11 protein-coding genes are annotated in these 13,017 nt (G+C 63.5%); 5 read left to right on the top strand and 6 right to left on the bottom strand.

Going from position 1 to position 13,017, the window contains the following annotated elements; genetic code table 11:
- Positions 1-163 precede the first annotated feature (163 nt).
- A complete protein-coding gene (locus RUU78_RS14645; RefSeq protein WP_313917841.1) occupies positions 164-709 on the top strand; it encodes a hypothetical protein in 546 nt (181 codons plus the stop codon).
- Between the two features lie 3 nt (positions 710-712).
- Complete coding sequence (locus tag RUU78_RS14640; RefSeq protein WP_313917839.1) at positions 713-973, top strand: hypothetical protein; 261 nt, start codon at positions 713-715, stop codon at positions 971-973.
- Between the two features lie 560 nt (positions 974-1,533).
- On the opposite strand, the gene RUU78_RS14635 is transcribed toward RUU78_RS14640, so the two are convergent.
- The 3 genes from RUU78_RS14635 to RUU78_RS14625 form a co-directional block, all read right to left on the bottom strand.
- Positions 1,534-3,141, bottom strand: a complete 1,608-nt coding sequence (locus RUU78_RS14635; protein WP_313917837.1) for an FAD-dependent oxidoreductase — start codon at positions 3,139-3,141, stop codon at positions 1,534-1,536.
- A gap of 68 nt (positions 3,142-3,209) precedes the next feature.
- Complete coding sequence (locus RUU78_RS14630) at positions 3,210-3,956, bottom strand: gamma-glutamyl-gamma-aminobutyrate hydrolase family protein (RefSeq protein ID WP_313917835.1); 747 nt, start codon at positions 3,954-3,956, stop codon at positions 3,210-3,212.
- Between the two features lie 71 nt (positions 3,957-4,027).
- Positions 4,028-5,407, bottom strand: a complete 1,380-nt coding sequence (locus tag RUU78_RS14625) for an MBL fold metallo-hydrolase (RefSeq protein WP_313917834.1) — start codon at positions 5,405-5,407, stop codon at positions 4,028-4,030.
- A gap of 188 nt (positions 5,408-5,595) precedes the next feature.
- Here RUU78_RS14625 and RUU78_RS14620 point away from each other — a divergent pair, with 188 nt between their 5' ends.
- The 3 genes from RUU78_RS14620 (at position 5,596) to RUU78_RS14610 (ending at position 10,735) form a co-directional block, all read left to right on the top strand.
- On the top strand, positions 5,596-7,623 hold the full coding sequence (locus RUU78_RS14620; protein WP_313917832.1) for a M13 family metallopeptidase: 2,028 nt from the start codon (positions 5,596-5,598) through the stop codon (positions 7,621-7,623).
- Between the two features lie 80 nt (positions 7,624-7,703).
- Positions 7,704-9,758, top strand: coding sequence for a M13-type metalloendopeptidase (locus RUU78_RS14615; protein WP_313917830.1), 2,055 nt, complete (start codon positions 7,704-7,706; stop codon positions 9,756-9,758).
- Between the two features lie 110 nt (positions 9,759-9,868).
- Positions 9,869-10,735 carry a trypsin-like peptidase domain-containing protein gene (locus RUU78_RS14610; RefSeq protein WP_313917828.1) on the top strand — a complete coding sequence of 289 codons (867 nt, stop codon included), beginning with the start codon at positions 9,869-9,871 and terminating at the stop codon, positions 10,733-10,735.
- 143 nt (positions 10,736-10,878) lie between these two features.
- Here RUU78_RS14610 and RUU78_RS14605 read toward each other — a convergent pair whose 3' ends face one another.
- Genes RUU78_RS14605 through RUU78_RS14595 form a run of 3 tightly spaced genes read right to left on the bottom strand, consistent with a single transcriptional unit; the run spans position 10,879 to position 13,015 of the window.
- The gene (locus tag RUU78_RS14605) at positions 10,879-12,042 is read right to left on the bottom strand and encodes a glutathionylspermidine synthase family protein (protein ID WP_313917826.1); all 1,164 of its coding nucleotides are present in this window, start codon (positions 12,040-12,042) and stop codon (positions 10,879-10,881) included.
- 2 nt (positions 12,043-12,044) lie between these two features.
- Positions 12,045-12,590: a DUF1190 domain-containing protein gene (locus tag RUU78_RS14600; RefSeq protein ID WP_313917824.1), complete on the bottom strand. Its 546-nt coding sequence runs from the start codon at positions 12,588-12,590 to the stop codon at positions 12,045-12,047.
- An 11-nt stretch (positions 12,591-12,601) separates the two neighbouring features.
- Complete coding sequence (locus tag RUU78_RS14595) at positions 12,602-13,015, bottom strand: DUF350 domain-containing protein (RefSeq protein ID WP_313917822.1); 414 nt, start codon at positions 13,013-13,015, stop codon at positions 12,602-12,604.
- Between the last annotated feature and the right edge of the window lie 2 nt (positions 13,016-13,017).

The raw sequence follows: 13,017 nt of genomic DNA, 5'->3' as shown, positions 1-13,017 counted from the left end.
GCGGGAAATCGTTCGCGCGCAGGGTCATCCGGTGCGCCTTAAGTAAGTGCCATTCAGTCCTGAGTCGTTCAATCGGTATTGGTATGCGAATAACAACCCGTACAGGAATGTGGACCCTGATGGTAGGCAGTCGGATAGAGCATATGGCGCAGCAGTCGGATTAATGTTCCGTAACGATCCTGAAAGAATGCGTATCTGGGCAGGCGGGGAGGCGGCGGCGACAACGGAGGGCAGTCTTGCTGAGCAAGGCGCCGCCATGGGTCAGGCGATCGGCTCTTTCATCGACACTGGAAACTATTCCAAAGAAACTGTTGCAACGCTTGCAGCAACGGTTGTGATTGGCGTCATCACTCGGGGAAAGTCAACGCAAGGTGCCCTGCAGGGTCCGTCTCCCGCCGCAAAGGGGGGACAGTTACCAATAGAGCTTCCTCAGCCCGGTAGTAATCCAATGGGCAACATCGGCAGTCATGCGCCGATGAATAGTCAAAAGGCATTGGAACTTGGCGCAAAGTGGTTGGGAGCAGGCTACAAAGAGATCGGTCCAAAAGGTAGTGGTGTTTTTCAATCTGCGGATGGGGCTCGACAGTTTCGAATGACGGCTGCCGACATTTTAGGCACCCATGGTTCAGATGGCCCACACGTTCACTTCGAAGCGATGGGAGTTCGGGGGAAAGCCGTGGAAAACCTTCATCTCCCAATCAAGGACTAGCCTGTGGAAATTTTGTTGACAGCGACTGTTGGAAAAAAAAGCGTGGCCGAGACAGATCACGTAATAGCAATTCAGTCTCAACCAACTGCTAGCATTGAGATCGTGCGCGACTATGGATTGATTTACCTATTGCGCAAGAATGCACTGGGGGAGCAAACAGCGGATACGTGGCACCCATCCGTAGAAGAGGCAAAAGATCAAGCGTTATTTGAGTTTGGGGTGAGCACAGAGGAATGGTTGGTTGTTACGGATTCCGCTATGTGACCGGAATTTGTATTGGGCAGGGAGCCGTCAACAGCGCGAAACAAGTCGAAACCTGCTGGCTCCATTTGAAGTTTCGGATGACTCGTTGCCACTTTTATCGCGCAAGTAGAGTTATCTCGCGAAAATCTCGCCGCAAGGTAGATGACTACATCTTTGAGCAAGCAATGGGACTATTTCGATGCCCAATGATCAGCTTTCCTGCCGTAGTGTGCGGATCTCAATCGCCCATTCCACAGTGAGGGCATGAAGGGCAGACCCCGCTTTACGGCTTTTGCCCATGTTGTAGAGCCGAGCACGGCTATCAGGATGCATCACCTGCGCGAGCTAGAAAATTCAGCGAACACTGGATCACGTCCGGCGCGCCTCGGGAAAACGAAGGCGAGAAGCCTCGGGGATTGGTGCTTGAAGAACAGTTGGCTCATGTACCGACTGAGTTACTGTAGGAAACTCAGTGTGGCGAAATTGCAGAGCACATAGCTCTACGCGCAGAGAGTCGGCCACTCCGATACGCCAGCCCGGCGACCGACCGCAGCCAACGCCCCACGGCGTCGGCGCGTATGTCAGGCGACCCTGGCCAGACGCCGCCGCAACGGCGCGAGCGCGGCGCTGTGCCGCGCGAGGATGCGCTCGGCCACGGTTTCGCCCGATTCCAGTCCGCCTTCCATGAACCCCTGGTTGTCGGGCGAACAGTGCTCGCCGGCAAAGTGCAGGTTTCCACCCGGTGTGGCGATGTGCTCGCGCAGGCCGGTCCAATCGCCCGGACCGAAGCAGGCATAGCTGCCCTGGGTCCACGGATGGCTGGGCCAGTGGAAGCGGGCTTCCCGCGCCGCGCCGCGCGACGCGGCGACGCCGGGCCAGACCGCGTCGAGGGACGCCGCGGCCCTGTCGGCCTGGAACTTCGGCGAGCCCTGGCCGATGTCGAGCCCGTGCCGGCCGCCGGTGAAATTGGTCAGGATGCTGGCCGCGCCGGCCTGCTGGCGACTGGTTTCCCAGGTGGTCTGCAGGCCCCGGTCGCACATCAGGCTGCCGTTGCCAATGCGGTTCTCGCGCCAGACGCGCCGCTCGAATCCGATCATGAGTTTCGCATTCGTGCCGTAGCGCAGCCGCGCGATCGCGTCGCGCTGGGCCGCGGGCAGTTCCACGTCCAGGCGCACCTGGCGCAGGGTCGTGAACGGCAGCGCGAGGACGACCTGTGCCGCGCGCACCTGCGTACTTGCGCCGCCGCGGCGCAGCGACAGCACATAGCGGCCGTCGTCGGACTGGCCCAGCGCCTCGAGCACCGTGCCGGTCTCGATCGCATCGTCGAGCTTCGCAGCCAGCGCCGACGTCACGAGGTCGTTGCCGCCGCGCACGTGATAGCGCTCGTCGCTGTCACCGAACAGGTGGAATTTATCGGTGCCGGCGTCGATGAAGGTCAGCAGGTTCAGCGCCGACTGCTGGTCGCATTCCAGCCCCATCTCGGTGGTATAGGCCACCTCGAGCAAGGTGCGCAGCCAGCCGCTGACGCCGTTGCGATCGAACCATTGCGCGAGGGTCAGGCGATCCAGCGCATGGACCGCGGGCGCGCTGCCGCTGCCGATGTCCGCATCGCCGATCACGGCCTGGTCGCGCGCGATCAGTGCCGCCACCGGCGCGAACGCCTGCAGCACTTCGTGCTCGCTGCGCAGACGGCCGTCGAAGTACCAGCCGTCTTCCAGCCCCGGTGTTTCTGCACCGATGAGGTCATCGAGCGTCAGTCCAAGTTCCGCCGCCAGCTTGTGCATACGCACGTGGCCGCTGTCGATGAGCTCTCCACCAAGTTCGCAGACCTGCCCGTCGGCGAAGTGGTCGCGCAGGCTCAGCATGCGGCCGCCACAACGGTTCTGCGCCTCGATGATGCGCACGGCCACGCCGGCCTGGCGCAAACGCCATCCGGCAGACAGCCCGGCGATGCCGGCACCGACGATGACGACGTCGCCGCCATCCGCCGCGCGTGGCGCCACGCGGGCACACGAAGCAACGGCAAGTGCCGAGGCGGCGATCACGCCCTGCTGCAGGAAGCGTCGCCGCGCCGCGCGCTGCGCATCGGCGCGCTGCAACGCTTCATCGAGCGGTTCGCCGCGCGCGGCAGCGGTGCGGGCAATGGCAAAGCTGCGCGCGAAAAGGCGCGCGAGTGGCGTGCGGGACATGCGAAGCGTCCTCTCCGGGAGTGCACGATGTATACCGGATTTGCTGGCATATCGCAGCCGTCCGCGCATCAGCGCGAGCCCAGCGTGATGCGCCGCAGCGGCCGGCCGACCAGATCGAGGAATTCGCCGAACACGTGCTCGGCGCGCTGCTCCATCGCGGCGGTCTCGCGCGCCGTGCGGGCTCGAATCGTCTCCGGATCCTGTACCAGCCCGGCCGCCTCGAGTTCGTCCCGGTAAGCCGGCGTGGACAGCCAGCGTTCGATCAGCGCCTGGTTTGCTTCGAGGTGGAACTGGAACCCGTAGGCGTTGCTGCCGTAGCGGAACGCCTGGTTGGGGCAGACCGAGCTTCGGGCCAGAAGCTGCGCCCGGGCCGGAATTTCAAATGTGTAGTTGTGCCATTGGAACAGCGGCGCTTGCGCACCCAGCGGCGCGAGTACCGGGTCGGCCTGCCCGGCCGCCGTCGTGACGACGTCGTACCAGCCGATCTCGGCCTCGCGCTGGCGCCGTATCGGCGCGCCGAGCACATGGGCCAGCAGCTGCGCGCCGAGGCAGATGCCGAGCACCGGCTTTTCCTGCTTCAGCGCGGCCTCGATCGTGCGCATCTCGGTCAGCAGGTGCTCGCGGTGCGCATGGTCTTCGACGTTCATCGGACCGCCGAGCACGATCAGGCCGCGATAGCGGTCGATGGACGGTTGCGCGTCCGGATGACGCTCGAAGTTGACGAACTTGATGCGGTGGCCGCGGCGGCGGATCAGGCGATCCAACGTACCCAGCGGTTCTGCCGCGACATGCTGGAAGACGAGAAGTCGGGACATGGTGGGCTGCGTTGCGTGTGGCCGTCAGGGTAAACCAGGCCAGCCGCGAAAATGACGCATATGGCGGACCGCTATACCGGCACCGTCATGCCCGGCTGGCTCAGCTCGACGCGGCAGCGGAAGCGCTCGCGTAGCTTGTCGGCCAGCGCTTCGCGCGCGATGTCCTCTCCGTGCACGAGATAGACTGGCGCACGCGCGCCGATGTGGCCGTACCAGTCGAGCAGGCCCGCCTGGTCCGCATGCGCCGACAACCCACCGACCGTATGGCGGTGCGCGTGCACGTCGATCCAGTCGCCGAACAGCTTCACGCGCTTGACGCCGTCGACGAGCAGCCGCCCCAGTGTGCCCTGTGCCTGGTAGCCGACGAACAGGATGTGCGCGTTATGTCGGCCGAGGTTCTGGCGCAGGTGATGGCGGATACGTCCGCCGTTGCACATGCCCGACCCGGCGATGATCACGGCGCCGCCCGGATGCTGGTTGATCGCCTGCGATTCGGCGACCGATACGGTCACGCGCAGATTGGGCAGGCGCAGCGGATTCGGCCGGTGCGCCCACAGCGCGCGCGCGTCTTCGTCGAACAGGTCTTCGTGCCGCTCGTAGACTTCGAGCACCTTGCCGGCCATGGGACTGTCGAGAAAGATCTGGAAGCGGTCCATGTTCCAGTCGTCATGGTGCTCGGCCATCCAGTACAGCAGTTCCTGACTGCGCCCGACCGCGAACGCCGGAATCACGACATTGCCGCCGGTATTCAGCGCTGCGGCAAAGATGCGGCCGAGTTCGGCGACGGTATCGCTGCGCGAGCGGTGCAGGCGATTGCCGTAGGTGGATTCCATGAGCACGATGTCGGCGTGGTCGATCCGTGCCGGATCGCGCAGGATCGGCGTGCCGCGCGGACCGATGTCGCCGGAGAAGACGAGCTTGCGACCGCCGGGCTGCCAGATCTCCACGACCGCCGAACCCAGGATGTGGCCCGCGTCGCGCAGGCGCAGCAGTACGCCCGGCACGATTTCCAGTTCGCTGTCGTAGGGCAGCGGATGCAGACGCTCGAGCGCAGCCTGCGCGTCGGCACGGGTATACAGAGGCTGCTGTGGCTTGAGTCCCTGCTGCAGGCGCTTGAGGTTGTCGCGGACGATGTCGCTTTCGGCGATCGAGGCGGCGTCTTCGAGCATGATGCGACTCAGATCCGCCGTCGCCGCCTGCGCGTAGATCGGTCCGCGGAAGCCCCGCTTGACCAGCAGCGGCACACGCCCAATGTGGTCGATGTGGGCGTGGCTTAGCACCAGTGCGTCGATGCGCTGCGGATCGAACGGAAACGGTTCGGCGTTGCGCCGCTCGGTTTCCTCATCGCCCTGGATCATGCCGCAGTCGATCAGGATCTGGCGTTCGCCGACGCGCAGCAGATGCGACGAACCGGTCACCTCGCCGTTGGCACCGCAGAACTGGACCTGCATGGCGACTCCGTGGCAATGAATCCGCACCGATTATGCCTGCGTCCGCTGCGTGCACAGCGGACACGAGCGCAGCAGGCAAGCCCGCCTGGCCCTGAGTCGCGGCGGGCGGCGTCCAAACCTTTGACACTGTAAGATGCTGGGTTTCGTGCCTAATCTGGACGATCCCAGCCGTGCTCCGGAATTTCCGCATGAACCTGCGTTGCGCCGCGCCGCGTCTGGCGGCCCTGGTCCTGGCCCTGTCTACCACGCTCGCCTCAGCGCGGACGAATGAGCGTGGTCTCGACCTGCGCAATTTCGACACCACGACCAGCGCCTGCAGCGATTTTTTCCAGTACGCCAATGGCGGCTGGCTGGCGAGCAACCCGATTCCACCCGAGTACAGCCAGTGGAGCCTCGACAACGAGATCCAGCAGCGCAACGAGGACGTGCTGCACGAGGTGCTCAGGGCCGCGGCGGCGAACCCGGGCAAGCCCGGCAGCGCCACGCAGAAGATCGGCGATTTCTTCGCGAGCGCCATGGACGAAGCCGCGATCGAGAAGGCCGGCGCCACGCCGCTCGCGGCCGACCTCGCGCGCATTGCCGCGCTTCAGAGCAATGCCGACATCGCGCCGCTGTTGCGCGAGTGGCACGCGCAGGGCACCCAGGTGCTGTTCGATTTCGGCCCCGAATCGGACATGAAGAACGCCGGACAAGTGATCGGCTATGCCACACAGGGCGGACTCGGCCTGCCGGACCGCGAGTACTACTTTCGCGTCGATGCAAAATCCAAGGCACTGCTGCAGCAGTATCAGGACTATGTCGCCACGCTGCTGCGCCTGACCGGCGATGCGAAGGCCAGCGACAACGCGAAGCATGTGCTCGCGCTGGAAACGCGCCTGGCGAAGGACTCGCTGGATCCGCTCGCGCTGCGCGATCCGAACAATTTCTATCACATCCACAGCGTCGCCGAAGCCGATGCGAAGACGCCGCATTTTTCCTGGGCGAAGTATTTCGACGCGCTCGGCCGCGACGACATCAGGAAGTTCTCGCTGGCCCAGCCGCAGTTCTTCGCCGCGATGGACAAGGCGCTCGCCGACGTGCCCCTGGCGCAGTGGCAGTCGTACCTGCGCTTCCACATCGCCGACGGCGCAGCCGCGTATCTGTCCCGCGATTTCGTCGACGCGCAGTTCGCGTTCCGCGCCAGGACCCTGCGCGGCGTGGAAGTGCTCAAGCCGCGCTGGCGCCGCGCGCTGGACGCGACCAACGCGGCGCTCGGCGAGGCGGTAGGCGAGATCTACGTTGCCCGCGTATTTCCGCCAGCGTCCAAGGCCGGTGCCGAGCAGCTAGTGGAAAATCTCAAGAAAGCCCTGCGCGTGCGCATCGGCAAGCTCGAATGGATGGATGCGGCGACCAAGCAGGCCGCCTACGCCAAGCTCGATACGCTCGTCAGCAAGATCGGTTATCCGGACCACTGGCGCGACTATTCCGGACTGACCATCGCTCGCGGCGACTACTACGCGAATGCGCAAGCCGCCAGCCGCTTCGAGGCCCGGCGCCTGTACGCCAAGATCGGCAAGCCGGTGGACCGCAGCGAGTGGGAAATGACGCCACAGACCGTCAACGCCTACTACAACCCGCTGCAGAACGAGATCGTGTTCCCGGCCGCGCAGCTGCTGCCGCCGTACTTCGACGCGAAGATGGACGACGCGGTCAACTATGGCGGCATCGGCTCGGTCATTGGTCACGAGCTGCTGCACGGCTTCGACGACCAGGGCAGCCAGTTCGATGCCAAGGGCAACCTCGCGAACTGGTGGAGCGAAAAAGACCGCGCTCAGTTCGACGCGCGCACCGACACGCTGGTCAAGCAGTTCGACGCTTTCATCGCCGTCGACGCACTGGCGATCCAGGGCAAGCTCACGCTCGGCGAGAACATCGCCGACCTCGGCGGCCTGCAGGTTTCCTGGGACGCGTTCCAGATCGCGCGGGCCGGCAAGACCGATGCGCCCATTGACGGCCTGAGTCCGGCACAGCGCTTCTTCCTCGCCTTCGCCCAGGCCTGGCGCACGGCACAGCGGCCCGAGGCGCTGCGCCTGCAGGTGCAGTCCAACGTGCACGCGCCGGCCAAATGGCGCGTGCTCGGCCCAGTCGCCAACCTGCCTGAGTTCGCCGCGGCGTTTTCGTGCAAGAACGGAGACCCCATGGCACGCGATGCGAAGCAGCGCGTCGTGATCTGGTAAATGTCACGTCTGATGCAAAAATCCACCGCCAGTTTTTCAAATATCTCGCAATAGCGGGAACAGCGCCAAAGAGGCAATTCATGAACAACCGCCTGATCAAACCGCTCGTGCTGGCCATCGGCCTCGCCTGCGCCACCCTCTCGTCCGCCGCGACGGTCGAACTGACCCGCGGCATCGACACCAAGCAGTTCGATACGCAGCGCAATGTCTGCGACGACCTGTTCGGCTATGTCAACGCGACCTGGCTCAAGGCCAACGCGATCCCCAGCGACCGTTCGACCTGGGGCAGTTTCGAGCAGCTCGATGAAGCGTCGATCCACGCCACCCACGATCTCGCGCAGGCCGCCGCCAAGAACCTCGCTTCCCTTGCACCCGCTTCCATCGAGGCGAAGATCGGCGCGTTCTACCAGAGCGGCATCGACGCCGCCGCCGCGAACAAGGCCGGCGTCACGCCGATCGCCGACTGGCTCAAGCGCGTCGACAGCCTGAAATCGCCCGAAGAAGTCGTTGCGTTCGTGCATGACACGCATGCGGCGGGCCTGGGCCTGCTGTTCAATTTCGGCGGCGAAGCCGACTTCAAGAACTCGTCGATGGAAATCGCCTACGCCTTCCAGGGCGGCCTGGGTCTGCCCGAGCGCGCGTACTACCTCGAAGAAGGCAAGGACGGCAGCTACAAGAAGATCCGCGAGGCTTACGTCGCCTACATCGCACAGGTGCTCGAGCTGGCCGGTACGGCCAAGGCCGAAGCGACGAGTCAGGCCACAACCGTGCTCGCGTTCGAGACGCGCCTGGCCAAGGCATCGCTCGCGCCGGTCGAGCTGCGTTCGCCGGAAAACCAGTACAACTTCGTTTCGCTCGACGAAGCGCAGAAGCAGAACCCGCACTTCGGCTGGAACAAGTTCTTCGCCAGCCAGAACCTGTCCGACAGCAAGGGCTTCTCGCTGTCGCAACCGAAGTTCTTCGCCGAAGTCGACACGATGATCGAGCAGACGCCGATCGCCGACTGGCGCGCCTACCTGCGCTTCAAGACCATTGACGGCGCCGCGCCGTATCTCAACGACGCCCTGGCCGAGGCCCATTTCGGATTCCATGGCAAGACGCTGCGCGGGCAGCAGGAAAACCAGCCGCGCTGGAAGCGCGTCCTCGAATCCGTCGAGAACGGCATGGGCATGGCGATGGGCCAGCTCTATGTCGAGAAGAATTTTCCACCCGAAGCCAAGCAACGCGCGCAGCAGCTCGTCGACAACCTGCGTCAGGCGACAAAGGCGCGGCTGGAAAAGCTCGACTGGATGGGCGCGGACACGAAGAAGAAGGCGTTGGAGAAGTGGGCCTCGTTCACGCCCAAGATCGGCTACCCGGAAGAGTGGCGCAAGTGGGACGGCCTGACGGTCAAGCCCGACAACTACTTCGCCAATGTCGCCGCCGCGGCCAAGTTCAACAACGACTGGTCGATGGCCAAGATCAACAAGCCCGTCGATCGCCGCGAATGGGGCATGACGCCGCAGACCGTGAACGCCTATTACAACCCGCTGCAGAATGAGATCGTGTTCCCGGCGGCGATCCTGCAGCCTCCGTTCTTCGATCCCAAGGCCGACGACGCGCTGAACTACGGCGGCATCGGTGCGGTCATCGGCCACGAGATCCTGCACGGCTACGACGACGAAGGCAGCAAGTTCGACGCCAAGGGCAACCTCGCCGACTGGTGGACGAAGGAAGACCGCGAGAAGTTCGACGCGCGCACGGCCAAGCTCGTAGAGCAGTTCGACAGCTATGTCGCGATCGAAGGCCTGCACGTCAAGGGCCAGCTGACCCTCGGCGAGAACATCGCCGATCTCGGCGGCCTCACCATGGCTTACGACGCGTTCAAGCTCGCGCAGAGCAAGTCGGCCGATCCGGACGCGAAGATCGACGGCCTGACGCCGGACCAGCGCTTCTTCCTGAACTTCGCCCAGGTCTGGCGCCGCGCGTTCCGCGACGCCGAGCTCAAGCGCCGCCTCAACGTCGATCCGCATGCACCGGCGCAGTTCCGCGCCATCGCCGCGCCGTCCAACCTGCCGGCCTTCGCCCAGGCCTTTGGCTGCAAGAGTGGCGACGCCATGGTGCGCGACGGGGACAAGCAGGTGAAGATCTGGTAACTCTTGACGCACCGCGATGAAGTACAAAGGGCGCCGCAAGGCGCCCTTTTCTATTGCTACTGATTTTGCAGTGTTCCCGCTTCTCGCACGGTTTAGAAAGCGAGTCAAAAATGAAACCAGACGCCTTCACTAGTGTTGGTTTAGACGCCCCCATCAACATGCTCGCGACACCGATTTTCGCGATGGACCGCTTTGGAACCCCGTCGCTGTCAGGATCAGCCTTCGTCCTAGCGCCTGGCCTAGCGATCACAGCTCGCCACGTCCTCGAACACTTCATTGGAGAACTTTGCCCAACAAGAGAAAATCCTGCGCAAGGGCCTCTAGAGGTGGATATTTTCGGAACGCTACTTCAACCTGACGGCGTCCATTTAGGCGTCAAAGTAATGGAGTACCGTTCCTGCACTGACGCCGACGTCTGCTTACTGCTACTTGGTGGCCCTCCAGAACTTCACGCTCGCATCCGGTGGGCCAAACCAACAATTTCATTCTCACCCCCCAAAGTCGACGATCGCATCACCGCTTACGGTTTTCCTCGGACGCAAATGAAAGATGTCTCAGTAGCTGATAAAAAATTGAGCGCAACCCTAAAAATTAGTCCAAGCTTCGGCCAAGGCAGAGTAGTCACCGTGCATGCCATGAAGCGTGATTCGGCAATGCTGCCATTCCCCTGTTTTCAAATAGACGCACCAGTAGATGGCGGCATGAGCGGCGGACCAAGCATTCATCAAGCGACTGGTTCAATCTGCGGAGCGATCTCTAGCTCCCTGGATTGCGCTGCAGATTCTGATGAGTTTGTATCGTATGGCTCATCATTGTGGCCATTGCTCGGCCTTGAGGTTGATCTCTTACTCGCCGACGGCCCCTACCGGGGCACGATACACGACCTCTGCAGGCGCGGGGTTGTCACTAGTAATGACTGGTCGCATTTTTCAGTGTCTAGGCTCGGCGACAGATTCCGAGTGGAGTTAGTTCGCTAAGCCAATCTGCTATCAGCTTTCATATTCATTTTCCTTGATAAGGCCAAGGAAGATGCACAGAAACTGGTAGCCAACGTCTGCTGATTTCTGCAAGTTTTCGTCATCGGATTGGCGAGGCCGCCAAGACGCCTCGCCAGACTTTGTCAGTCCACGATGATATGCGGCACGAAGCGTGACGTGTCGCGCGTGATCAGTGTCGTGTCCTCGCGAATGCCGATGCCGGCGGCGCGGTCGGCGACGACCCAGCTGCCGATGACGGCGTAGTTGCCGTCGAACTGCGGCAGAGGGTGCGCGGCCTGGCGGATCCACGACGAATCGTCGTAAGGGCCAGCGGCCACATGCTGGCTGCCGTCGGCGAGGATCACGGTCACGTTCGCGCCTTCGCGCGAATACAACGGCTTTCTGACCCAGCCCGGCGCGAGCGCTTCGCTGGTTGCGGTCTCGAAATACGCTTCGAGCAGGTTCGGATGACCGCGGTGCTTTTGCCACAGCAGCGGCAATATGCCCTTGTTGCTCAGCAGGGTCTTCCACGGCGGCTCGATCAGCCGGATGCCCGAGCGCGGCAGCGCCGGGCCGAAGCGCTCGGCGAACAGGAACTCCAGCGGATAGAGCTTGAACAGCGACTCGATGACGTAGTCCTCGAGATCGGTGAAGCGGCTGTCGGTCGAAAGCCCGATGTCCTCGATCGCGATGGAGCGCGTCGTGACGCCGGCCTGCTCGGCACAGTCGCGCAGGTACTCGATGGTGCCCTGGTCTTCGAGCGAGTCGCGCACGGCGGAAAAGTACAGCGGCTTGGCCAGGTCCGGCGCCATCGTCGCGAAGGTTTCGACGAGCAGGTCCTGCAGCAGGTTGTACTGGTCGGCCGCGTCGGGCAGCTGGCCGCGCGCCTTCTGCTGGTCGAGCCATACCCATTGAAAAAACGCCGCTTCATACAACGCGGTGGGCGTGTCGTAGTTGAGCTCGAACAGCTTGGCTGGTCCCTTGCCGTCATAGGCCAGGTCCATGCGTCCGTACAGGTGCGGCTCGCCGCGGCGCCAGGATTCGGCGATCCAGTCGCGGTAGTCGGCCGGCACCGCAAGCTGGTCCATCATCTCCTCGCTCGCGACGATCTCGCCGACGAGGCCCATGGCCATCTCGTGCAGCTCGGTCGTCGGATCCTCGAGATCCTCCTCGATCTGCCGGAGCGAAAACGCGTAGTAGGCGCTCTCGTCCCAGTACGGCTCGCCGTCGATGGTGTGGAAGCGGAAACCGAATCCGGTTGCGGTCTCGCGCCAGTCGGAACGTTCCTGGATCGCTATGCGGCGCACCGTCAGCTTCCCGAGGAGCCGCCCCAGCCGCCCTTGGCGCTGGAGGACGAGCCGAAGCCGGAGCGCGACATGGTCACCGCACGCGCTGGCGGTTCCATCGAACTGCGCGAGACAGTGGCATTGCCTGTCGTGCGCGAGACCTGCTGTCCGCCGGAATTGACGTAGCCGCCGCTGGAGTCGTAGCTGGTGCGCGAATAGTACAAAGGCTGTGATTGGTAATAGTTCGGCCGGCCCGCGTAGTAGCCCAGCGCATAGGCGGCCATCAGCGGGATGTACTGGATGCCGGCGCCCTGGTTCACGCTCTGGCATTTGCTCGCGCCGAAATCGGTTTCGCAATCGGCCTGCGAGGTATAGCGCGGCGCGACGCGTTCGTGCTCGGACTTGGCGTGGTCGAACGCAGCCTTGCACTGGTCTTCGGTCAGGCGTGCCGCAGCCACGCATTCGGTGGCGTCCTTGTACAGGACGGCTTCTTCCTGCGCTTCGCAGGCGGTCAGCAGCACGGGCGCGGCGCCCATGAGCAGCAGGCGGACGGTGGGGGATCGTTTCATGGCGCTGGCCCTCAGTAGGTCATGCTGGCCGAGTTGACCAGACCGACGGAGATCGCGACGGCCGCGGAGTAGATGCCGGCGGCGCGTTCGTCGCGCGCGATGCGGCCGGGCAGATCGGAGATGACGATGCGCACGGCGAAGAATGCGAACAGTTGCACGATCAGCGCGACGACACCCCAGAGCACGCAGTCGAGCAGGCTGACCGCATGCGATATCGCCGCATGCAGCGGCAGTGCGAAGCCGATCAGCGCGCCGCCGAATGCGATCGCCGCAGCCGGCTTGTTCTCCTTGATCAGCGCGAATTCCGCGTGCGGCGTCAGGCGCACGTAGACCAGGCAGAACAGGACGATCAACCCCGCACCGATCGCGAAATAGGACAGGAAGGCCGGCACGCCATTTAGGTAGCGCAGAATCGAATCGGTCATGA

Source organism: Tahibacter sp. (genome assembly GCF_032229445.1).
Lineage (GTDB): Bacteria > Pseudomonadota > Gammaproteobacteria > Xanthomonadales > Rhodanobacteraceae > Tahibacter.
The sequence above is the reverse complement of the archived record's forward strand: the minus strand, read 5'-3'. Positions and strand labels throughout refer to the sequence as shown.

What these genes read in the sequence shown, in the direction of transcription:
- RUU78_RS14645 (WP_313917841.1), top strand. Translation starts at nt 164, where the DNA reads ATGTTCCGTAACGATCCTGAAAGAATGCGTATCTGGGCAGGCGGGGAG.
- RUU78_RS14635 (WP_313917837.1), bottom strand. Translation starts at nt 3,141, where the DNA reads ATGTCCCGCACGCCACTCGCGCGCCTTTTCGCGCGCAGCTTTGCCATT.
- RUU78_RS14630 (WP_313917835.1), bottom strand. Translation starts at nt 3,956, where the DNA reads ATGTCCCGACTTCTCGTCTTCCAGCATGTCGCGGCAGAACCGCTGGGT.
- RUU78_RS14625 (WP_313917834.1), bottom strand. Translation starts at nt 5,407, where the DNA reads ATGCAGGTCCAGTTCTGCGGTGCCAACGGCGAGGTGACCGGTTCGTCG.
- RUU78_RS14620 (WP_313917832.1), top strand. Translation starts at nt 5,596, where the DNA reads ATGAACCTGCGTTGCGCCGCGCCGCGTCTGGCGGCCCTGGTCCTGGCC.
- RUU78_RS14615 (WP_313917830.1), top strand. Translation starts at nt 7,704, where the DNA reads ATGAACAACCGCCTGATCAAACCGCTCGTGCTGGCCATCGGCCTCGCC.
- RUU78_RS14610 (WP_313917828.1), top strand. Translation starts at nt 9,869, where the DNA reads ATGAAACCAGACGCCTTCACTAGTGTTGGTTTAGACGCCCCCATCAAC.
- RUU78_RS14600 (WP_313917824.1), bottom strand. Translation starts at nt 12,590, where the DNA reads ATGAAACGATCCCCCACCGTCCGCCTGCTGCTCATGGGCGCCGCGCCC.
- RUU78_RS14595 (WP_313917822.1), bottom strand. Translation starts at nt 13,015, where the DNA reads ATGACCGATTCGATTCTGCGCTACCTAAATGGCGTGCCGGCCTTCCTG.